At 70.0% G+C, this 20675-nt stretch carries 15 protein-coding genes and 2 tRNA genes; 9 read left to right on the top strand and 8 right to left on the bottom strand.

Annotated features, from left to right (window positions below):
• Nucleotides 1–48 precede the first annotated feature (48 nt).
• Nucleotides 49–1521: an insulinase family protein gene (locus FBT69_02200; GenBank protein MDL1903609.1), complete on the bottom strand. Its 1473-nt coding sequence runs from the start codon at nucleotides 1519–1521 to the stop codon at nucleotides 49–51.
• Between the two features lie 937 nt (nucleotides 1522–2458).
• On the opposite strand from FBT69_02200, the gene FBT69_02195 reads away from it, so the two are divergent.
• The 4 genes from FBT69_02195 to FBT69_02180 all read left to right on the top strand — a co-directional run bounded on the left by FBT69_02195 (nucleotide 2459) and on the right by FBT69_02180 (nucleotide 5918).
• A complete protein-coding gene (locus FBT69_02195) occupies nucleotides 2459–3079 on the top strand; it encodes a hypothetical protein (protein ID MDL1903608.1) in 621 nt (206 codons plus the stop codon).
• Nucleotides 3076–4323 carry a hypothetical protein gene (locus FBT69_02190; protein ID MDL1903607.1) on the top strand — a complete coding sequence of 416 codons (1248 nt, stop codon included), beginning with the start codon at nucleotides 3076–3078 and terminating at the stop codon, nucleotides 4321–4323. The genes FBT69_02195 and FBT69_02190 overlap by 4 nt, the downstream gene beginning before the upstream one ends.
• Before the next feature lie 38 nt (nucleotides 4324–4361).
• Nucleotides 4362–5207 (top strand): phenylalanine 4-monooxygenase, encoded by an 846-nt coding sequence (locus FBT69_02185; protein MDL1903606.1) that lies wholly within the window; start codon nucleotides 4362–4364, stop codon nucleotides 5205–5207.
• 294 nt (nucleotides 5208–5501) lie between these two features.
• The gene (locus FBT69_02180) at nucleotides 5502–5918 is read left to right on the top strand and encodes a hypothetical protein (GenBank protein MDL1903605.1); all 417 of its coding nucleotides are present in this window, start codon (nucleotides 5502–5504) and stop codon (nucleotides 5916–5918) included.
• 140 nt (nucleotides 5919–6058) lie between these two features.
• On the opposite strand, the gene FBT69_02175 is transcribed toward FBT69_02180, so the two are convergent.
• On the bottom strand, nucleotides 6059–6742 hold the full coding sequence (locus FBT69_02175; GenBank protein MDL1903604.1) for a hypothetical protein: 684 nt from the start codon (nucleotides 6740–6742) through the stop codon (nucleotides 6059–6061).
• A gap of 503 nt (nucleotides 6743–7245) precedes the next feature.
• Between FBT69_02175 and speA the strand changes: the two genes are divergently transcribed.
• Both speA and FBT69_02165 read left to right on the top strand, forming a co-directional pair.
• Nucleotides 7246–9312, top strand: coding sequence for a biosynthetic arginine decarboxylase (speA, locus tag FBT69_02170; protein ID MDL1903603.1), 2067 nt, complete (start codon nucleotides 7246–7248; stop codon nucleotides 9310–9312).
• Nucleotides 9313–9706: 394 nt separating this feature from the next.
• Nucleotides 9707–10804 carry a deoxyhypusine synthase gene (locus FBT69_02165; GenBank protein MDL1903602.1) on the top strand — a complete coding sequence of 366 codons (1098 nt, stop codon included), beginning with the start codon at nucleotides 9707–9709 and terminating at the stop codon, nucleotides 10802–10804.
• On the opposite strand, the gene FBT69_02160 is transcribed toward FBT69_02165, so the two are convergent.
• From FBT69_02160 to FBT69_02135, 6 genes are all read right to left on the bottom strand, one after another.
• Nucleotides 10789–11724 (bottom strand): hypothetical protein, encoded by a 936-nt coding sequence (locus FBT69_02160; GenBank protein MDL1903601.1) that lies wholly within the window; start codon nucleotides 11722–11724, stop codon nucleotides 10789–10791. The two genes, FBT69_02165 and FBT69_02160, sit on opposite strands and share 16 nt — an antisense overlap.
• Before the next feature lie 76 nt (nucleotides 11725–11800).
• Nucleotides 11801–14980, bottom strand: a complete 3180-nt coding sequence (locus FBT69_02155; GenBank protein ID MDL1903600.1) for a DEAD/DEAH box helicase — start codon at nucleotides 14978–14980, stop codon at nucleotides 11801–11803.
• A gap of 58 nt (nucleotides 14981–15038) precedes the next feature.
• Nucleotides 15039–15111: transfer RNA gene (locus tag FBT69_02150), tRNA-Lys, on the bottom strand.
• Nucleotides 15112–15154: 43 nt separating this feature from the next.
• Nucleotides 15155–16468 carry a 3-deoxy-D-manno-octulosonic acid transferase gene (locus FBT69_02145; protein MDL1903599.1) on the bottom strand — a complete coding sequence of 438 codons (1314 nt, stop codon included), beginning with the start codon at nucleotides 16466–16468 and terminating at the stop codon, nucleotides 15155–15157.
• A tRNA-Val gene (locus FBT69_02140) sits at nucleotides 16421–16494 on the bottom strand. Before FBT69_02140 ends, FBT69_02145 begins: the two co-directional genes overlap by 48 nt.
• Before the next feature lie 37 nt (nucleotides 16495–16531).
• Nucleotides 16532–17911: a hypothetical protein gene (locus FBT69_02135; GenBank protein MDL1903598.1), complete on the bottom strand. Its 1380-nt coding sequence runs from the start codon at nucleotides 17909–17911 to the stop codon at nucleotides 16532–16534.
• A 286-nt stretch (nucleotides 17912–18197) separates the two neighbouring features.
• Between FBT69_02135 and FBT69_02130 the strand changes: the two genes are divergently transcribed.
• From FBT69_02130 to FBT69_02120, 3 genes are all read left to right on the top strand, one after another.
• Entirely contained in the window at nucleotides 18198–19022 is an 825-nt protein-coding gene (locus tag FBT69_02130; protein MDL1903597.1) for a pirin family protein, read from the top strand.
• A 77-nt stretch (nucleotides 19023–19099) separates the two neighbouring features.
• Entirely contained in the window at nucleotides 19100–19717 is a 618-nt protein-coding gene (locus FBT69_02125) for a hydrolase (GenBank protein ID MDL1903596.1), read from the top strand.
• Nucleotides 19718–19767: 50 nt separating this feature from the next.
• Nucleotides 19768–20670, top strand: coding sequence for a 3-deoxy-8-phosphooctulonate synthase (locus tag FBT69_02120; protein ID MDL1903595.1), 903 nt, complete (start codon nucleotides 19768–19770; stop codon nucleotides 20668–20670).
• Nucleotides 20671–20675: the final 5 nt, after the last annotated feature.

The following is a 20675-nucleotide window of genomic DNA, read 5'->3' as shown; positions in this document are numbered from 1 at the left end:
GCCCCGACCTCCTTGATGCCTGTTTCCCCGGTCCCTCGATACGATCGATCACGCCGCGCCGTCCGGTGCAACGAGCGGCGCCGGGCCGAGCGTCTGGATGGTGAGCCGCCCGAGCGATCGGCGTGACAGGTAAGCGTTCACGCCGTCGAGGGTGAGGCGGTCGATCTCGGCGGCCATCTCGGCGAGGCTCCTGGCGCGGCCGAGCTTGTGGTAGTCGGTGGCGAGCGCGCCTGCCCGGGCGGAGGTGGACTCGCCGGAGAAGATCAGCCGGGATTTCATGCCCACGATGGCGCGGTCGAACTCCTCTCGCGTGATCCGTCCGTCGGGAGTGTTGATGCGGCGCATCTCGGCCAGCAGCACTTCGAGGGAGTGCTGAGCGCGGTCGGGCATGGTGCCGACGTAGGCCGAGACGATGCCGTGGTCGCGGGCGGGTGTGTATCCCGCGCTGACGGAGTAGCACAGCCCCCGCTTCTCGCGGACCTCGGTGAAGAGGCGCGAGGACATCCCGGCGGAGAGGACGGCGTTCACGACACGCTCGGCGGTCGAGTTCGTGTCACGCTCCGGCGGAGCGTCATGGGCGACGATCACCTGCACCTGCGAGCTCTCGTCCGGTTCGTGGGCGTAGCCGCGCGGCGGCGGCGGGCCGAGCACGGGTTCGGGCGTCGTGCCCGCCCAGTCGGCGAGAAGGGCGTCGAGGGCGCGTGCGGCGGCGTCGGCGTCCACCGCGCCGGCCAGCGCGAGAATCGAGCGGCCCGGTCGCGCCAGCGCGTGCCACGACTCCGCGATGTCCTCGATCGTGCACGAACCGAGGCCCTCCTCGGTGCCGAGTCCGGAGCGGTTGATCGGGACGGGGAGATGGCGTGCCTTGGCGAGGATCGACGCACGCTCCGGGGGGTCGTCGCGCAGACTGTCGAGCGACTGGAGCGCGAGGTCGCGGACGGGTTCGAGCGCGGTGGGGTCGAATCGCGGACGGCGGACCATGTCCACGATGAGCGGCAAGGCCTCGGGGAGGCGGTTCCCAAGCAGCGTGGCCGAGATGGTCAGGGAGTAGGTGCCGACGGAAGTGGAGCGGTTGACGCCGAGGCGGTCGAAGGCATCGGCCTGCTCGCGCGAACCGAGGTCGCCCGCGCCCCGGAGCAGGAGTTCTGAAACGAGCGTCGATCGTCCCTCGAGGTGGGCGGGATCGGTGGCTGAACCGGCGGGCAGGAGCCAGGCGAGGGCCGCGGAGCGCACGCCCGGAATGGTCTCGACGATGAGCGGCATGCCGCACGCGAGCATCCGGGTGGAGATCGAGGCCGTCATAGTCGGTTCCTTTTTCCAGACGCGCACGCCGGCTGCGGGTTGGCGCGTGCGACGACTGCGAGCGGGGAGTGTAGCGGGGCGGTGCGAACGTGCGAGTCCGATAGGGGTGCCGTGAACGCCGTTCTGACGCGATCGTGGGGGGAACCTGCGCCGTACTGCGGCGATCCTGCGGCCATCCCTCGACGGTGCGGTTGTTCGTGCGAGGGCGCATCGCGACATTGATCGTGGCGATCGTGGCGAGAGAGTGCGAGCGCGGTCGCATGCGTTCGACGGTGCATGACGGGTTTGCGGACGATGCCTCTGTGGATATCGATCGACGCTGAGAGAACGCGCTGTCGAGCGGCACAAAGCGAGAGCCGGCGTGAGTTGTCCACACGTGTGCGTGAAAATTTTTCGCGGTATGTCAGCGTACCTTTTCTCCGCTCGCGGAAGACGCCGCGGGAGCAGACGGACCGAACGCGCATGACGCAAAAACGAACGGAAAAACAAGCACGAAAACGGTTGCAGCGCGGCGTACGAGCGAAGCGATCCGAGAGAGGGCGCCGCACTCGACGCAGCGGCGGTGCGTCCCCGCGAGTCGGAGAAAGTTGCTCGCTGGGACTTGCAAAGCGCTTGACAGGCCGTCACACTACCGCGACCCGGCGTGGATGCGTGTGTGGTGCGCGCTCCGTGGTGGATATGGCTGGGCCGCGACTCAAGCACGCCGGGTGAGCGGCCCGATACAAGGACGAACGTCGATCAGGAGTGTGTGGCGCTTCGCACGAGACAGAAGCAACTCCACGTTCGACCCGTACCGAGGAGGCCCACATGGCCAAGAAGAAAGCTGCAAGGAAGAAAGCGACCCGCAAGAAGGCGACTCGCCGCAAGGCCGCGAAGAAGGGCGGCCGCAAGAAGGCCGCCAAGAAGGCCGCGAAGAAGGGCGGCCGCCGCAAGAAGGCCCGCCGCAAGAAGGCCGCCGCTGCCGCGATGTGATCCCCAGGGGCTCGCATCGTTCGGGCCCCCCGAGGATCGATCTCTCTCAGCCGGGTGAGCGTTCGCCCGGCCCGTACGGAGCGCCACCAATCGCCGCGGGGTCGGGTTCGCCCGGTCCCGCGTGCTTTTTTGCCCAGCACCACCGGGCTGGCACGCTCGCCCTCCGCGGCGGACAATCTCAGCCATGCACGACCTCGGTCCCACGCCGACCGATGCCCTCGCCTGCCTGCGGGCCTTCACCGCGGGTGTGCTGGTCTATGGCGACCGTGCCCTGGGCGTGCGGTTCGTGATCGACCCGCGCTCTGGTCGGCTGCTCATGCCGCTGCCCACCGACGCGCTCGAAGCCCACGACCATGTCCTGCACCTTCCCGACGAGCGTGCCCCGTCGCTCGAAGCCCTGCTCTCGCTCGTCGAGACGGGCGAACGCGACGCCGGCCTGATCGAGCGATGGCGGGCGTACCACGGCGATCCTTCCTACGCGCGCTGGCGGCTGGCGACGGTGGAGAGCGCGCGCATGGCGGGCATGGTTTACGACTCGGCCGTGTTCGCCGCGCCGAATCCGCTTGCCGCGGATCAGTCGCGGGTCTGCCGCGCCCTGAACGCCGACCCGTCGCGCCTGGCGGACATCTGCGCCGCCTCGACGCACACGCGACCCGAGCGCCCCGTTGCCTTGGGAGTCGATCCCGACGGGCTTGACGCACGCGCCCGCTTCGGCGTCATCCGCGTCGCGTTCCCGCGAAGGGCCGCCGATGCGGACGACGCCCTCGCCATCTTGGACGAACTCGCCCGACGGGGCACACGATGACGAACCTCCGCGAAGCCCACGCCCACCTCGTCGCCCACGGCCGTGCGGCCTCGATGGTGCAACTCGCCGAGGCTCGGTCGGCCGCCGATGCACTCGAACGGCTTCGGGTCGCGGCCGGCACGCTCGCGCCCGGCGCGTGGCTGCTCGGCACGGGGGCACGGCCCGAATCCTGGCCCGAGCGAGGATGGCCCACGCTCGCGGACCTTGATGCAGCCATTCCCGACCGCCCCGTGCTCGCGTGGTGCTTCGACTACCACGCGGTGATGGTGAACTCGTTCTCGCTTCGGGCCGTCGGCTTCGATGCGAGCACGCCCGACCCGCCAGGGGGCGTGGTCGTCCGCGATCGGGCGGGGAGGCCGTCGGGCGAACTGCTCGAAGCGGCCGCACTGCGGACGTGGTCCGTGGTGCCCGAGCCAACGCTCGCCGAGAGCCGCGAGTACTTGGAGCGTGCGCTCGCCGACCTCGCCTCGCTCGGGTTCGTCGAGGTGCACGACCTGAAGTCTCAGCCGTGGCTCGGGCCGATGCTCGCCGATCTCGACCGTGAGGGCAGGTTGCCGCTGCGAGTGCATCTGTACCCGCTGGCGAGCGACCTCCCCGGCGTGGCGGCAGGGCGGCGTGCGTGGGAGTCCGACCGTGTGCGGCTGGCGGGGGGCAAGGTCTTCACCGACGGCACGCTGAACTCGCGCACGGCGTCCATGCTCCACCCGTTCGCCGATCCGCTGCCGCACCATCCGCGCGGCACACCGATGATGACGGCCGCGGAGATCGAGGCGGCGATCGGCCTGTGCGGAGGGTTGGGCGTCGGGCTGGCGGCGCACGCGATCGGGGACGGCGCGGTGCGGTCGGTGCTGGACGCGGTGGAGCGAGTGCGGCCGCGCGCGTGCCGCGTTCGCGTCGAACACGCCGAGATCGTCGATGCCGCCGACGTGCCTCGGTTCGCCCGGCTCGGCGTGGCGTGCAGCGTGCAGCCGTGCCACCTGCTGACCGACGTGGAGGCGCTGCGTCGTCTGCTGCCCCACCGGCTGGACCGCGTGCTGCCGCTGCGCGAGTTGATCGATGCGGGGTGCGAGCCGGGTCGGCTGCTGCTCTTCGGCTCGGACACGCCGATCGTCCGCCCGGACCCGTCGGACAGCATCCTCGCGGCGACGGCGCGGCGGCGCGCGGGCGAGCCGCCGGAGGTCTCGATCGCGCCGGAGCAGGCCATCACTGAGGCGGAGGCATGGGCCTGCTTCGCGGCATCGTGATAGACTTTCGCAGTCGATTCCGGGGCAAGGAGGCGACGATGCGGGCCGACATCCGGTACAACCTGGTGATCGACGGGGACGAGTTCGCGCGGGCGCAGGCGGCCGCCGACGAGGCCTCGGACCTGCCCGCCGAGCGGATCGACCCCGAACGCTTCTACTGCACACAGCGGTGGGACCGCTACACGCCCGAGGACCACGCCGTCTGGGCGACGCTGGTGAAGCGCCGGCTCGAGACGCTCGAGGAGCAGGCATCGGACGTCTTCCTGAACGGGATGCGCCTGCTGGGCTTCGACCGCGAGTTCGTGCCGCGCATCTCGGAGGTGAACGCGAAACTCCGCGCCCTCACCGGCTGGCAGAGCCGCCCGGTGCCGGGGTACCTGCCCGCCAAGGCGTTCTTCGCGTGCCTCTCGCGGCGCGAGTTCCCGACGACCGTGACCATCCGCCCCCGCGAGCTGCTGGACTATCTGCCCGAGCCGGACATCTTCCACGACGTCTTCGGGCACGTGCCCCTGCACGCCGACCCGGTTTTCGCGGACTTTCTGCAGACCTACGGCAGGGCCGCGCTGCACTGCGAAGACCCGTACCACGTCGAGCGGCTGGCGCGGCTCTTCTGGTTCACGGTCGAGTTCGGGCTGATCCGCGAGGGCGGCCGCGTGAAGCTCTACGGCTCGGGCCTGATATCGAGCGTCGGCGAAAGCCCGCACGCTCTGCACAGCGCGGACGTTGACCGCCGCCCGTTCGACCTCGACCGCGTGTGCGACACGCCCTTCGAGATCGACCACTACCAGCCGATCCTCTACGTGCTGGAGAGCTTCGAGCAGCTCCGCGACGCGATGCACGAGTACGCCGGCCGCGTGCTGGAGGAGTCCGGCGTGGCGGCGTGAACGAGGGACGTACCCCGGGCACTTCCGATCGAACCCGGAGGTCGCGGAGGGGTACAAGCGGGTAGAGAGGAAAGCGGGATCGGATGTTCTGATCCATGCTCCCGCTCTGTGTGCCGTGCGTTCCACTCCGTGAGCGCTGTGTTCCGCTCGTTGTCTCGTGGAGGCCCTGATGGGCGACTGGCCGTACTGGGTCTTCGGGGGGCTGACCCTGCTGGCGGGCGTGACCCTCGCGGCGTGGTCGATCCTCGGCGACCGGTCGCGGGGCGGCTGAGGTGCCCGAGGTGCTGGTACGACATGGGCGGCGTGTCCGTCGAAAGCGACGGTCGCACACGCTGCCCGGAATGCGGGGCGGCGATCGCGTCGGCACGCCGGCTGCGGCGCACCCGGCGGCGGTGGGGGCGGGCGATCGCGGGCGTGTTCGTCGCGGTCGCCGGTGCGGGGGTGGTGGACTATCCGAATCTGCGCGCGGGCGGGTGGCACCAGCGACTGCCGACCACCGCGCTGATCCTGCTCCTGCCGCCGTACTCGCCCGAACTCAACCCGATCGAACGCCTGTGGGCGTACCTCCGCGCCCACTTCCTGAGCAACCGGGCCTACGACGACTACGACCACCTCCTCGACGCCGGCGCCGAAGCCTGGCAACGGCTCACGCCGCAACGCCTCCGATCCGTCTGCGCCTGCTCCTACACCACGCACGAGCCAAAGGTGTGATTCGTATAACAGCGTCGGCTCCCGGTGCATGCACGGGAGCCGACACCCCTCCTGCGTGCGCCTGTCGGCGCGCGCTCTCCTCTCTTCCCGTCGGCGTCGGTTCTCGGCGACGTCGGGGGTCCGCGCTCATGCCGGCGATCTCAGCCCGTGGGTCGCTCGCGCCGGCGGGCGCTGGCTGTCCAGCCCGCGAGCGAGAGCAGGGCCAAGCCCGCGGGGGACGGGATCGCGAGGGTGTCGATCCAGACCTGGTCCACGTAGGCCGGGTACTCGGTGAAGATGACGCCGAAGCCGTGGAACGTCGGCGAACTGTCGAGCGTGTACTCGTACATCGCCGTCACCCAGCCGTCGGTGTGCACATAGGTTTCCGAGGCGACGGCGTCGATGAAGTCGGGCCACTGCCACGGCGGATCGTCCGGGATGCCGCCGATGCCGAAGTCCATCGGGGTGCCGAAGCCCTGGTAGTAGGTGATCTGCGCCCGGACCTTGAGCTGTGTGTAGCCCGCGTAGTTGCGCAGGCCGAAGCCGAGGTCGCCCGGCAGGCCGTTCGGCCCGATCTCCAGCACGCTCTGCCGCCCGAAGAGCGCGTTGTGCGCGTAGACGTTGCTGTCGATGGACGCCAAGGCCTTGAGGTCCGGCAGTCCGCCGGGGTTCGCGGAGTAGAAGCCCGGCAGGATGCTCCGTGGCCCCGGGCCTTCCGCGCCCCAGAAGTCCCAGCCGGCGGTGACGGTGCCGGGTTGGCCCCGCCACGGGGGCGGGAACATGTCGTCGGCAAAGGCGTGCCCGTAGGCAAGCGCCAGACCCGCGATCAGCATCACTCGTCGCATCTCGGCCTCCTTCTTCACTTCAGCGACACGGGGCGACCGTGCGTGCGGCGTCAACACAACGCGGCACGCCAAGTCCGAACGACCGTGTCGGTCGCTCGAAGTTCGTTTCTTGTGGGCATGACGTGACGATGCCGAGGCGTGCCTTCACCCCGCGTGGCAGAACGGCCGCGGCCGGTCCTACGAACGCTCTGTTCCAGCGTCACGCTCGACCCGTCCCCCCCGGGATTGGTCACGCAACGCTAGCCCGGGGCGAGACTGGGAGGCAAGCGGTCGGCAGGTCCGCCGCATCCCCGGGTGCTCCCCAAACAAGCATGGCCTGCCGCATTGCCCGATCGGTCGAAGTATGGAATACTTTGGCGGGCCGCGATTCTCCCGGTGGCGTTCGGTGGCTTGCCCGTGGGTGGGCGGTTGCCGGGCCGGTGGCCGGGACGAGCACGCGCGGGCCGTCGCACCGTTCCCGGGGGCGCGTGTCGCCATGCCGGGGCCACGCCCGAGACCCACCCATGACGCGAATCACGCCCTCGTCGCGGTCGTCCGTTCGCGCAGGCGAGCGAACGCCGGACTCGCCGCGGCCCGACAATGCGGCCGAGAATCCGCCCACCCGCCCTGCTGCGCCAAAGTCCGGCACGACGCCCCAGACGCCTTGGACGGTCGAGGACGCGATCCGTCTCTACGGCATCCGGGACTGGAGCAGCGGCTACTTCACGATCAATGAACGCGGACACCTCGCCGTGCTGCCGGACCGCAACCCGGCGCGACAGATCGACCTTTACGAGGTGCTGGAAGGGCTGCGCGAGCGGGAGATCGGCACGCCGGTCATCATCCGCTGCGGCGACCTGCTTCGGCACCGCCTCCGCGAGATCCGCGAGGCCTTCGACGCGGCGATCCGCGACCACGGCTACCAAGGCACGTACTCGTGCGTCTATCCGATCAAGGTGAACCAGCAGCGGCCGCTCTGCGAGGAAGTCCGCGATGCCGCCGCCTCGCTCGGCTTCGGGTTCGAGGCGGGCAGCAAGCCCGAACTCCTGGCCGTGCTCGGCCTGACCGAGAACCGGCCGGAGATGCCTGTCGTCTGCAACGGGTTCAAGGACTCGGAGTTCATCGAGACCGTCATCCTCGCGACCAAGCTCGGGCGGCACGTCATCCCGGTCGTCGAGCGGTTCAGCGACCTCGAACTGATCGTGAAGCACGCGGAACGCTACAAGGTCCGCCCGCGGATCGGCGTGCGGGTCAAACCCTCGGCCAAGGGCGTCGGGCGGTGGGAGTCGTCGGCGGGGATGCGCTCGAAGTTCGGGCTGACGGTGACCGAGTTGCTCGACGCGCTTGCGTTCCTCGAGCGGCACGGGATGGCGGACTGCCTGAACATGCTGCACTTCCACATCGGAAGCCAGGTGGGGGACATTCGCTCCATCAAGGCCGCCGTCAACGAACTGGCGCACATCTACTGCGAACTCAAGGAACTCGGCGCGGGGCTGGACACGATCGACGTCGGCGGCGGCATGGGCATCGACTACGACGGGTCGCAGTCCGCGAGCCATTCGAGCGTGAACTACACCGTGGCGGAGTACGCGGCCGACATCGTCTACCGCGTCAAGAGCGCGTGCGACGCGGCGGACGTCCCGCACCCGCGCATCCTGTCCGAGTCGGGCCGGGCGATGGTGGCCCACTCGTCGATCCTTCTGGTGGACGTGCTCGGGAGCAGCCAGTTCCCCGTGGACGCGGACGTGGGTGAGATCAAGCGGCTCATGGAGGAAGAGGACGAGCGCCCGCAGCCCGTGCTGGAACTGATCGACGCGCACGAGGCCCTCGGGCTGCCGCGCGTGAACCTCGTCGAGGTCTACCACGACGCGGTGCAGGCGGTGGACGAGGCGATGAGCCTCTTCAACCTCGGGTACATGAGCCTGCCGATGCGCTCGGCCACGGAGCGGCTCTTCTGGGCGATCGGCCGCAAGGCGCTGGCGCTCGCGTCGCGCAAGGGTGAGCTGCCGGACGAGTTGAGCGACCTGCCGCGCGTGCTGAGCGACATCTACTACGTGAACCTGTCCATCTTCCAGAGCCTGCCGGACCACTGGGCCATCGACCAGTTGTTCCCGATCTGCCCGATCCATCGGCTGGACGAGGAGCCGACACGCCGCGGCGTGCTGGCGGACATCACGTGCGACTCGGACGGGCAGGTGGATCGGTTCATCGACAAGCGCGAGATCTCCAAGCCCACGCTGGAACTGCACGACCTGCGCCCCGGCGAGCCGTACTACCTGGGCATGTTCCTGCTCGGGGCGTACCAGGAGGTGCTGGGCGACCTGCACAATCTCTACGGCGACACGCACGTGGTGCACGTGTCGTTCGACGACTCGCCGGGTGTCGGCGACTGGAACATCGACGAGATCATCGAGGGCGACACGGTCAAGGAAGTGCTGGCCTACGTGCAGTACGACTCGGAGGACCTCGTGCGCGCGATGCGCCGCGATGTGGAGCGGGCCGTGAAGGCCGGGAAACTGAGCGTCGCCGAGGGCCAGAGCCTGCTGAAGTTCTACGACGTGGGGATGGAGGGGTACACCTACCTCGAGTGATCCACGTCGTCGATCGCGAGCCACAGCAGGTCTACCTCTGACGTCGCATCGGTCTCCTTGCCGGCATTCGGCTCTGTTCCGCGTCCGTCTCCCGGGGGTGACTCGCACACTGGCCCGCGAGCGTGAAGCTGCGGCTGGGTTCCGTCAACTCGAAGGCCTTGTCGAGACGTTGCTGTGGTGCCATTCGGCGGAGGATGTCGAAGTACCGTTCCTCGTTCGGCCGGGGCTTCGGGTCCACGGCGTCAGTCTCCTCCACGGCGGCGCGGTCCCTATAGTTGGCACTCGTCGCCGCCCCGCCACCCCCGGGGCCGCACGCACGCGACGCCGCCAGGGGGGCCGGGCGGACGCACGCACCCGTGCCGCGGCCACGCCGCACGCACGAGAGGGGAGTCCCATGATCGCCAAGACCTGGACCAAGGCCGACCTGCTCTCCCGACCCGTCGAGCACGTGGACGTCACCGCGTTCGACGCCCGGCCCGTGATCGACGCCTACCGCTCGATGGCGTTCTCCGCGCGCACGCTCGCGCAGGCCGCCGACGTCTACGACCGCATGCTGGCGGACACGGGCTGTGCCGTCATCCTCACCCTGGCCGGATCGCTCGTCTCGGCCGGGCTGAAGAAGGCGATCATCACGCTCGTCCGGCACAACATGGTGGACGCGATCGTCTCCACCGGGGCGAACGTCGTCGATCAGGACTTCTTCGAGGGCCTCGGCTGCCGGCACTACATCGCGCCCGGCTCGCCCGAGGCCCCGCCGGTGGACGACCGCACGCTCCGCGACCTGATGATCGACCGCATCTACGACACCTACATCGACGAGGACGAACTCCGTGCCTGCGACGACGCGACGCGGCGCATCTTCGACTCGCTCGAGCCGGGGGCGTACTCCAGCCGAGAACTGGTCGACGCGATGGGGGCGTACCTCGCCCGGCATCACCGCGACAATGAGTCGTTCGTGCTCGAGTGCCACCGCAAGCGTGTGCCGGTCTTCTGCCCGGCTTTCAGCGACTGCTCTGCCGGGTTCGGCATCGTCCTGCACCAGACCGAGCGCGCCGCGGCGGGCCGCCCGATGGTCACGTTCGACTCGGGCCGCGACTTCCGCGAACTCACGGACATCAAGCTGGCCGCGGGCGACACCGGGCTGCTCATGCTCGGCGGCGGCGTGCCCAAAAACTTCGCGCAGGACATCGTCGTCGCCGCGGAGCTGCTCGACGAGGCCCGGGGCGGCTCGGCCCGCGGCGGCATCGCCATGCACAAGTACGCCGTGCAGATCACCGTCGCCGACTCCCGCGACGGCGCGCTCTCCGGCTCCACGCTCCGCGAGGCCTGCTCGTGGGGCAAGGTGGACGTCGTCCACGAGCAGATGGTCTACGGCGAAATCTCCTCGCTCTTCCCGCTCCTCGCCAGCGACGCCTTCCACCGCGGCTCGTGGAAGAAGCGCACCGCCCGAAAGTTCGCCGACATGTTCGCGGGCGTTCAGTCCGCTCGCTGAGCGTCTCCGTTGTGCGCGTCGGTTTCGGTCTCCGCGCGTTCGCCGCGGGCATCCGCACCGATGATCTCGTAGCAGGTGGCGAGCAGGCCGACCATGGGGAAGCGGCTCTCGCGGAAGGGGCTGGCGCCGAGGCGGCGCAGCAGCGGATGGCTCACGGCGGGAGGCTCGAGGGCGAACTCGAGCTCGTCCACGCCCGCGCCGGCCTCCCAGAAGCGGTCGATGCAGGCGTCCAACGGGCCGCCCTGGGCCTCGGCCGAGCCGGGGACGTGGGCGGCGTAGGCCGGCATCGGCGCTCCCCCCCCCTCGGTGGTCTGCCTGCGCTGGCGGACGCGCTCCATGACTTCGTCCGCGGGAAGCCCGCGCAGCGTGAAGGCGAGCGTCGGCTCGCGTTCGAGGCGGTCGGCGAGGAGATACACGAGGCAGCAGGCGTGCTTGCACCAGCGCCCGCCGCCGCAGGTGCAGTCCGTGCGCACGTCATCGGGGCCGGCGGGTTCGAGAGGCGCGCCCACGCCGCGGAGCGTCGCGCCGACGCTCTCGGGCAGTTCGCCGGCGAGGAGCTTGGCGGAGAACATCGCCTGCTCCGCGAGCGCAGCCACGACCGCCTCCCAGCGCTCGACGGTGAATCGTTCGAGGGCGACGGTGGTCGAGTACGCCGACTCGGATCGACCCTGCACCAGCCCGCGCACCGCCCCCCCCTCGACGTCGATCTTCCGCGTCTGGCCCCGCTTGGCGTAGTCCAGCCCCTCGGCCAGCGCGTCCTCGCCCGCCACCGCCTGCATGAGCGCGCTCCACGACCGCCCGAGCCAGCCGCCGGGGTTGGCCGGGTCGCGGAAGACGGGGCGCACGCCGCCGCGCACCCTTCTCGGATGCACCGAGGGCACGCTCGCCCGCGGCCTGCCGCCCCGATGGAAGTTCGACACGGTCAACTCCTCTCGCCTTCTGCGGCATTCTCCATGTCCACTGTCAACGGTCCACTGTCCATTATCTTGTCCTGCTTCATTCGTCCACTCCCACGGCCTCGTCGCGCAGCGTAAGAATGCCGCGCAGGTCGTCCGTCGAAAGCTCGGTGAGCCAGCGTTCGCCCGAGCCGACGATGCGCTCCGCGAGCTCGGTCTTGGCCTCGATCATCTCGTCGATGCGCTCTTCGAGCGTGCCGCGCACGACGAACTTGTGGACCTGCACGGTGCGGGTCTGGCCGATCCGGAAGGCGCGGTCGGTGGCCTGCTGCTCGACGGCCGGGTTCCACCAGCGGTCGAAGTGGAAGACGTGGGTGGCGGCGGTCAGGTTGAGGCCGACGCCCCCGGCCTTGAGGCTGAGGATCATGATCGGGTGCCGCCCGCCCGGCTCGTGGAACTGCTCGATCATCGCCTCGCGCTGCTTCTGCGTGGTCCCGCCGTGCAGGAAGAGAACGTCGCGGTCGAGCTCGTGCCGGAGCATGAGCGCGAGCAGGTGCCCCATCTGGCGGAACTGCGTGAAGACGAGCGACCGGTCGCCGGCGGCGAGCGTCTCGTCGAGCATTTCGAGCAGGCGCACGCACTTGCCCGAGCGCGACGGGTCGGGCGGCGCGGCCCCCGCGAAGTCGTGGTCCTTGAGGGCCTGCGCGGGGTGGTTGCAGATCTGCTTGAGCTTGACGAGCGCGGCGAGCACGAGGCCGCGGCGGTGGATGCCCTCGGCACGCTCGACCTCGCCCATCATGCGCGCGACGCACTCGCGGTACATCTCGGCCTGCTCGCGGGTGAGATGGCTGAACTCGCGGCTTTCGAGCTTGTCGGGCAGGTCGGCGATGATCGAGGGATCGGTCTTCAGCCGGCGAAGAACAAACGGACGGATCAGCGAGCGGAGCTTCTCGCCGCGGGCGTGGTCGTGGTATCGCTCGATGGGGACGCCGAACTGCCGACGGAACGAGGATGCGCCGCCAAGGTAGCCGGGGTTGAGGAAGTCCATGATCGACCACAGTTCGCTGAGCCGGTTCTCGACCGGCGTGCCGGTGAGGGCGGCCCGTCGCGGCGACTCGAAGGCCCGCACGGCCTGCGCCTGCTTGGACTGCGGGTTCTTCACGTACTGCGCCTCGTCCAGCACGACGCGGCGCCACCCGATGCACTCGAGTTGCTCGCGGTCGCGGTGCGCGAGCGCGTACGTCGTCACCACGACGTCGCTCGCAAGGGCCTTCTCGTGCAGGGCCGCGCCGGTCAGGCGGTCGAGGCCGTGGTGCAGCAGCACGCGCAGCGAGGGGCAGAACCGGCGCGCCTCGCGGACCCAGTTGCCGACGACGGACATGGGAACCACGAGCAGCGTCGGTCCGATCGGCTCGGCCGCTTCTGGCGACGCGGGCGTCTCGGCGGCCTCTCCCCTTTCTTCCTTCGGCCTGCTCACTTCCCTCTCGTGCGCCAACAGCGCGAGCAACTGGATGGTCTTGCCCAGGCCCATGTCGTCGGCAAGGCAGATGCCGAACCCGTGCGACTCCATGAACGAGAGCCATGCCAGGCCGCGCTGCTGGTAGGGGCGCAGCACGCCGTGGAAAGTTTCCGGCGTCGTGAGGGTCGGCAGCGTGCGCCGCTCGCTCTCGCCGCCGAGGAGCGCGCCGAGCCAGCCCTCGGCTTCCAGCCCGACGATGTTCAGCCCCGTGCGGCGCGTGTCCGAGGCGTAGGCGAGGCGGAGGGCATCGCCGAGCGACGTTTCGCCGCCGGGATTCTCGCGGATGAAACGGATGGCGGCCTCGACGTCCTCCGGGCGAACCTCGACCCAGCGGCCGCCGACGCGCAGCAGCGGGGACCGCTCGCGAGCCAGGCGTTCGAACTCGTGCAGCGAGAGCGTGCGGTCGCCGACGGATATCTCCCACTCGTAGTGCACGAGCGCGCCCAGCCCGAGCGCGGCCGGACCCGCCGGAGAGGGCGATGCCCGGTCACCGTTGCGCGGCTGGCCGCCGGTGAGGCGCATCCGTGCACCCAGGCGCATCGCAGGGGACTCCCACCAGTCCGGGGCGACGACGCCGAAGCCCTGTTCACGGAGGATCGGCGCGACCTCGCGCAGGAACTGGTACGCCTGCGAGGTCGTGAGGCGCAGTTCAACTGGTTCACTGTCCTCGAGGGCGCGTTCGATGGGGCGGTAGAGCCGCGAGGCCCGCCCGAGTTCGCCCAGCAGCAGCTCGCGCACACCGTCCACGCGTCGGCCTTCCACCGTGACCGACTCGGTGGGCAGCAGCCAGACGTCCTCCGCCTCGATCGAGATGCGCTCGTCCTCGGCCGATCGGAGCGCGAAGCCCAGCCTCCACTCGACGCTCTCCGGCGGGGCGCGCATGTCGTCGAGGAGTGAGCTCTCCATCGGTTCTTCGAGGCGCAGGCAGAGCCGCCACTCGCCGACCGTGCCGCGCTCGTCGAGAGCGCCGACCCACGTCCGCACGCGGCGCACGACCTCCGCCCGAACCGTGACGGCGACCGCGACGGCGGATGACTCTCCGAGCAGGCCGTCGAGCCAGGCGGCCTGAGGGTCGCCGCGGTCGGTCCCGTCGAGCGTCTCGGCCATGGATTCGCGCACCAGGGTCCGCCGACAGGCCGCGTCGGTCAGCGAACCGAGCAGGGCCTCGAGCACGCCCCACGCGCCCAGGTGCTGCTCCGCCTCGGCGCACCGTGCCGCGGGCGGCATGGCGCGGGCGAGCGCAACAGCACGCGACGACGCCTGCTCGTCAGCCAGCCAGGGCGACCATGACGCCCGCAACGCGCCGTTCGAGTCTTGGAGCAACATCGGGACGAAACGCTCCTGGGCGCGCAAGTGGCGCGCAAAGCGAACCGTCGCCGCGAACCACTCGACCGATTCGCCGGGGACCAGCCCCTCCCCCGCCTCGCGCGCGGCAAGCCGTTCCAGCACGTCCTCGACACGATCGGCTGGCAGGCGCAGTGCGGCCACTTCGAACGCCCGCAACCCGAAGCCCGATTCCTCGCTCTCATGCCCGACCGCGTGCGCCAGGCGCGGGCTGGGTTCGGGCATGCTGTCGAGGGAGGGCAGCAGGACCCGCAGCGGCTCGGGCGACGCGGCGGGGAGCAGGCGGGCGAGTTCATCGGCAGCAGCAGCGAACGGATGGGCCGAGTCCGATGCCGCGGCTCTGAGCGGCCACAGCCGGGCCGACTCCGCCCACAGCCGAACCGAACCACCCGCCCACACTCCATGAACGATCAACATTGGCGCGGCTTACGACTCGGAATGCAGGGTGGCACGATTGACTCGGGACTCTTCCGAATGAGGGCGCAGGGACTCGAACCCTGGACCCGCGGATTAAAAGTCCGCTGCTCTACCAACTGAGCTACGCCCTCGGGGGCCGTCAGCGGGGTTCGCCCGCGCAGCCAAGCCGGAATCCTAGACCCCGACCGCCTCCGCGACCAACCCGGCGTTCCGTCGGCTCGCCCCGCGGTTGGCTTCGACGCAGGCGAGGGCGCGGCGGCCCAGTTCGGCCCGACGCTCCGCGTCGTTGAGAAGGGCGGCCAGGTCCGCGCTGACCCGGGCGCGGTCGGTGCGCACAATGGCCCCGGCATGGTCGAGCGTCTCGACCACGGAGCGGAAGTCGTCCACGCGCTGGCCGATCAGCACGGGCTTGCCGAGCGCGGCCGGTTCGAGCGGGTCCGAGCCGTACAGGTCGAAGAACGAGCGACCGACGACGACGAGGTCGGCCAGCGCGTAGGCCGAGCGGAGTTCGCCGATGGTGTCGAGGAGATACCAGCGCGGGGGCGTCTCCGTGCGCGCGCCGGGCTGCGAACGGCGCACGCATCCCGGCAGCGCGGCCGCGGCCTCGTCGAAGCGTTCCGGCTTGCGCGGCGCGCACAGGAGTTGGACGTGTTCCCCGTGGAACGCTCGCTCGCACGCCGAGCGGAGCAGGGCTTCCTCCCCGGGTCCGGTGCTGCCCGCGACGATGAGCGGGCGAGCGCGGTCGATGCCCAGCTCGCGCGCGAGGGCGCCCGCTCCTTCCGGCTCGCCGACGCGGGCCGAGTCGAACTTCATCGAGCCGGTGACGTGCACGCGCTCCGGTGGCGTGCCCATCGCGCGGAAACGCTCCGCGTAGGTCTCGTCCTGCACACACGCGAAAGCGAGCGCGCGGAAACTCGCGCCGATGAACGGGCGGATGCGCCGGTAGCCCCGGAACGAGCGGTCGCTCAGCCGCCCGTTCACGACGCCGATGGGGATGCCGCGCCCGACGCACTCGCGCACGAAGTTCGGCCAGAGTTCCAGCTCGACGAGAGCGACAGCGTCCGGCCGCACCGCGTCGAGAAAGCGACGCACCGCGCCCGAGGCATCCAGCGGGTATCGCACCACGAGGTGTCGGTCGGCGAAGAGTTCGCGGGCGCGGGCGATGCCCGTGTCGGTCGAGGCCGCGACCACGACCTCGGCCCGCTCGGCGAGCAGGGGGACGAACTCGCGGACGGCGTTGACCTCGCCGACGGAGACGGCGTGGACGAGCACGCGGGGGCGCGAGGCGTCGCCGCGGGGGGGGGGGAGGTCGCGGGCGAAGCGCTCGCGCCAGCCGCCCCTGGCTTTGCGTGCCCACCACGGGGCGGTCGCGCCGGCGACGAGGAGATAGGCGAGGTCGAGGGCGTTCAGCGGCGGCCTCCGCGCGTGGCGACGGGTGAATGGGCGGGCCGGGACTCGAACCCGGGACCCTTCGCGTGTAAGGCGAATGCTCTGGCCAACTGAGCTACCCGCCCGGGCGGGGAAGGGTAGCGCGGCAGAGGATGTGCCCTCTCAGCAGCCTTCGTTGTAGGCGTTGAGATACGCCAGAAGGTCGGCAGTATTCACGATGCCGTCGCCGTTGAAGTCGGCGTCCGGGTGCCCGTCGGACCACTGGTTGAGGAAGGCGATGAAGTCGAGCGTGTTCACATCGCCGTCGAGGTTCCAGTCCGACGGGCAGCGGACGGTGACGGTGATCGTGCCCCAGCCTCGCGTGCCGGGGTCGCGCATCCAGCGTGAGGCGAGCAGGACTTCGGCGCTCTGGCCCGCGGCGTCGGGGGGGGGAGAGAACACGGCGTGAACCTGTTCGCTCTGGGCTGGCGCGAGTTCAGCCGTCTGCACCGGGTCGGCGGCAGCGGGCCACGGGGAGTCTTCAACACCGGGCAGGAGCGAGGCCGGGAGATGCCCCGAGTTCGTCACCGTGAATGGGACGGGTGTGTCCGTCCCGGCGCGAATGAACACCTCCGGCGCGTCCGGCGCGACGGTGATGCCGCTCTCGTGCGTGAGCGAGACGCGAGGATCCGTGCCCGCGTCCGGTCCCCAGACGACCTTCCACCGCGACTGATCCGACCTGAGGTTGAGGTCGAAGAACTCGACCAGCAAACGACGCGTGAGCTCGAGCTGCTGGGCGCGCGGGAGTGAGCCGCTGTCGCAGAAGATCACGGAAGAGTCCATGAAGCCGCAGTGCGAGCCGCCGATGATCATCGGCAGTTGCTTGGGCGCGTTGCCGGCGTTGTACATGGGAATCTGGTGCTGCCCGGGCGGGGTGATGGCGTCCTGCGAGCCGGCGATGAGCGAGATGGGGATGGTGAGATCGTCCATCACGGCGATTGCGCTTGGTGATGTCTCGGCCGCGGCGAGGTTCGCCAACGCGCGAACGCGTGCATCGCGTCCCGCGGCGAGGATGCTCGCGCCGCCGCCCATCGAGTGCCCGGAGAGTCCGTATCCGGCGTCGATATCGAGCGCGGTGTGGTACGGCGAGTTCGGGTCGGCGCTCGCGGTTTCGAGCCACGTGAGGCAGTAGAGCAGGTCGTCGGCGTACTTCGAGTGATTAGGCGAGAAGCCCGTGTACGACTCGGTGGCGATCGCAAAGTAACCGTGCGTGGCGAGGTGCCGAAGCGTCGAGTCGTACATCGTCGGCTGCTGGAGGAATCCATGCCCGAACGAGACGGCTTGGTACGGAGCGCCGGAAGGATCGAACGGCGTGTTGTTGCCGGCCGCGGTCGACGGGTAGTAGAGCAACGCCGTGAAGGTCGTGGCGTCCGGGCGCGTGACGGTCACGCGCGTGCGGCCGGCGGGGAACGGGCCGGGCGCACCCGCATCGTCCGAGGCGGGGCAGGGTTCCGCTCCCGTGACCAGTGTGAGCACGACGAAGCCGAGGATCGTTGCACGCATGATGAATCTCTCCGATACGAAAGGCTGAACAGTGTGCCAGGAGATTGTCGCACACGGAGGGGTACTGTTCCAGCGCGGAATGCGGGATTCGCGCGAGACACATGCCGTGCGACGAATCGTGCGAAACGGGCAGAACGGATGAAGTCGTCCGTGCACACCGGCGCTTCATAGACTGCCGATGCAGCATTTCGCACGCCATGCGTGGCATCGGGAGGGCTGCCGCAGGGAAGAACGGGCCATGAACACGCGCGCAAAGCACGTCGAATCCGTCCTCCCCACCCCGCCCATGCACTGGGTCGGCGATGGGTTCCCGGTCAGTTCCGTCATCTCGCCGCACGCCGTCGGCTCGCGGCTCAGCCCGTTCGTTCTCATGGACTACGCACCGCCCGTGCGCTTCGAGCCTTCCGACCGGCCGCGCGGCGTGGACACGCACCCCCACCGCGGGTTCGAGACTGTCACCGTCGTCTTCCAGGGCGAACTCGAACACCGTGACTCGGCCGGCAACAGCGGGCGCATCGGCCCCGGCGACGTCCAGTGGATGACGGCCGGCGCGGGCGTGCTGCACGAGGAGAAGCACTCGCGCGAGTTCACCCACCGCGGCGGCGCGTTTGAGGTCGTCCAACTCTGGGTGAACCTGCCCGCGAAACACAAGATGACCCCGCCGCGATACCAGGAACTGCCGGCGAGCGCAATCCCGAGCGTGCAACTGCCCGGCGACGCAGGCACGGCTCGCGTCATCGCCGGCGACTTCGCCGGCGTGCGCGGCCCGGCGGCGACGGTGACGCCCGTCGTCCTCTGGGACGTGCGATTGCGCGCCGGCGCGCGCGCGGAGTTGCCCATCCCCGAAGGCCACAACGCGGCCTTCTTCGTGCGGCGCGGATCGGTGGGCGTTGCGGGCGAGCGCGATGTGTCGGCGGGCGAACTCGCCCTGCTCTCACGGGCTGGCGCCGGCGCGGCAGTCGAATCGGCCGACGGCGCAGACCTGCTCGTCCTCGCCGGCGAGCCGATCGACGAGCCGGTCGTCGCCTACGGCCCGTTCGTGATGAACACGGCCGAAGAAATCCAGCAGGCCGTCGCCGACGTGCGGGCGGGAAGGTTCGGAAGGCTGTGAAGAAAGGACGCGCCCGGTCACCGCCGCCGGGCGCGCCGATCTCAGGGGGCGGCAGGGTTGATCGCAAAGGAGTCGCCATGTCATACAAGTACCGCCGTCTCGACAAGAACGATGCCGCCGTCCTTCTCGTGGACCATCAGTCCGGGCTGTGCAACATCGTGCACGACTGGTCCACGGACGAGTTCCGCAACAACGTGCTCGCGTTGGGTGCGTGCGCGAAGTATTTTCGCCTGCCGACCGTTCTGACGACCAGTTTCGAGGACGGTCCCAACGGGCCGCTCATGCCCGAACTCAAGGAGATGTTCCCGGATGCCCCGTACATTGCGCGCCCGGGCAACATCAACGCATGGGACAACGAGGACTTCGTGCGCGCCGTGCGCGCGACAGGGAAGAAGCAGCTGGTCATCGCGGGCGTGGTGACCGAGGTGTGTGTCGCGTTCCCAGCGCTCTCGGCGGCGGAAGAGGGGTTTGAGGTCTTCGTGGTGGCGGATGCCTCCGGCACGTTCAACGAGGTGACGCGACACGCCGCGTGGATGCGCATGCAGGCTGCGGGAGTGCAGATGATGACCTGGTTCGGAGTGGCGTGCGAGTTGCACCGCGACTGGCGCAACGACGTCGAGGGACTCGCCCGCCTCTTCTCGAACCACCTGCCTGCGTACCGGAATTTGATCACCAGCCATAGCGGACGCCCGTAGGCAGGGCACGGCTACCCGCCCTGTTCGGCGTTGGCTGTGTAGGCTTTGGCATGGCCAGGACGTGCCGCGTGGGCGGCGTGGAGATCGGGGCTGGGCGGCGGCTCGCGGTGATCGCGGGGCCGTGCGTGCTTGAGTCGTTCGAGTTGGGGCTGCGCGTGGGGGAGACGGTGCGCGAGGCTTGCGAGGGCCTCGGCCTCGGGTACGTTTTCAAGGCGTCGTTCGATAAGGCGAACCGTTCGAGCGTGTCGTCCGCGCGCGGGCCGGGGTTGCAGGCCGGGCTAGAGGCGCTGACACGGCTGCGCGATCGGCTCGGCGTGCCGGTGACAACGGACGTGCACCTGCCCGAGCAGGCCGAGCCCGCGGCGCAGGCGGTTGACCTGCTGCAGGTGCCGGCGTTCCTGTGCCGGCAGAGCGACCTGCTCGCGGCCGTGGGCGAGTCCGCGGCCCGGCACGGGCGGGGGGTGAACGTGAAGAAGGGGCAGTTCCTCTCGCCGGCCGAGATGCTCGGGCCGGTGCGGAAACTCGCGGCCGCACGATGCGCGAACGTGATGCTCACCGAGCGGGGCACGTTCTTCGGCTATCACCGGCTGGTGAACGACTTCATCGGCGTGGGCGACCTGATCGAACTGCCCGCGGAGGGGGGGGCGCCGCCCGTGTGCTTCGACGTGACACACTCGACGCAACTGCCCGGCGCGGGCGAGCAGACGGGCGGCCGCCCCGAGCGGGCGCCGCTGCTGGCGCGGGCCGCGGCGGCGGCCGGAGTTCATGCGCTGTTCCTGGAGTGCCACCCGGAGCCGGCGAAAGGGGCGAGCGACTCGGCGACGATGCTCTCGCTGGAGCGGGTGCCGGAACTCTTGCGCGCGGCGGCACGGGTGCGCGAGGCGATCGAGGGGGGGGGCAGCGGAGCGAGCGAAAGGAAAACCGCTCTCTCACGGTCGCGGCCCGTTGAGTAGTCGCG

The organism is Synechococcales cyanobacterium CNB (genome assembly GCA_030263455.1).
In the GTDB taxonomy this organism is placed as follows: domain Bacteria; phylum Planctomycetota; class Phycisphaerae; order Phycisphaerales; family UBA1924; genus CAADGN01.
Note: the sequence above shows the minus strand (reverse complement) of the source record. Positions and strands in the feature narration are given on the sequence as shown.

Coding starts and splice junctions, on each gene's coding strand:
- FBT69_02200 (MDL1903609.1), bottom strand. CDS start 1,521: ATGTCGCGATGCGCCCTCGCACGAACAACCGCACCGTCGAGGGATGGC.
- FBT69_02195 (MDL1903608.1), top strand. CDS start 2,459: ATGCACGACCTCGGTCCCACGCCGACCGATGCCCTCGCCTGCCTGCGG.
- FBT69_02190 (MDL1903607.1), top strand. CDS start 3,076: ATGACGAACCTCCGCGAAGCCCACGCCCACCTCGTCGCCCACGGCCGT.
- FBT69_02185 (MDL1903606.1), top strand. CDS start 4,362: ATGCGGGCCGACATCCGGTACAACCTGGTGATCGACGGGGACGAGTTC.
- FBT69_02180 (MDL1903605.1), top strand. CDS start 5,502: ATGGGCGGCGTGTCCGTCGAAAGCGACGGTCGCACACGCTGCCCGGAA.
- FBT69_02175 (MDL1903604.1), bottom strand. CDS start 6,742: ATGCGACGAGTGATGCTGATCGCGGGTCTGGCGCTTGCCTACGGGCAC.
- speA (MDL1903603.1), top strand. CDS start 7,246: ATGACGCGAATCACGCCCTCGTCGCGGTCGTCCGTTCGCGCAGGCGAG.
- FBT69_02165 (MDL1903602.1), top strand. CDS start 9,707: ATGATCGCCAAGACCTGGACCAAGGCCGACCTGCTCTCCCGACCCGTC.
- FBT69_02155 (MDL1903600.1), bottom strand. CDS start 14,980: ATGTTGATCGTTCATGGAGTGTGGGCGGGTGGTTCGGTTCGGCTGTGG.
- FBT69_02135 (MDL1903598.1), bottom strand. CDS start 17,911: ATGCGTGCAACGATCCTCGGCTTCGTCGTGCTCACACTGGTCACGGGA.
- FBT69_02130 (MDL1903597.1), top strand. CDS start 18,198: ATGCACTGGGTCGGCGATGGGTTCCCGGTCAGTTCCGTCATCTCGCCG.
- FBT69_02125 (MDL1903596.1), top strand. CDS start 19,100: ATGTCATACAAGTACCGCCGTCTCGACAAGAACGATGCCGCCGTCCTT.
- FBT69_02120 (MDL1903595.1), top strand. CDS start 19,768: ATGGCCAGGACGTGCCGCGTGGGCGGCGTGGAGATCGGGGCTGGGCGG.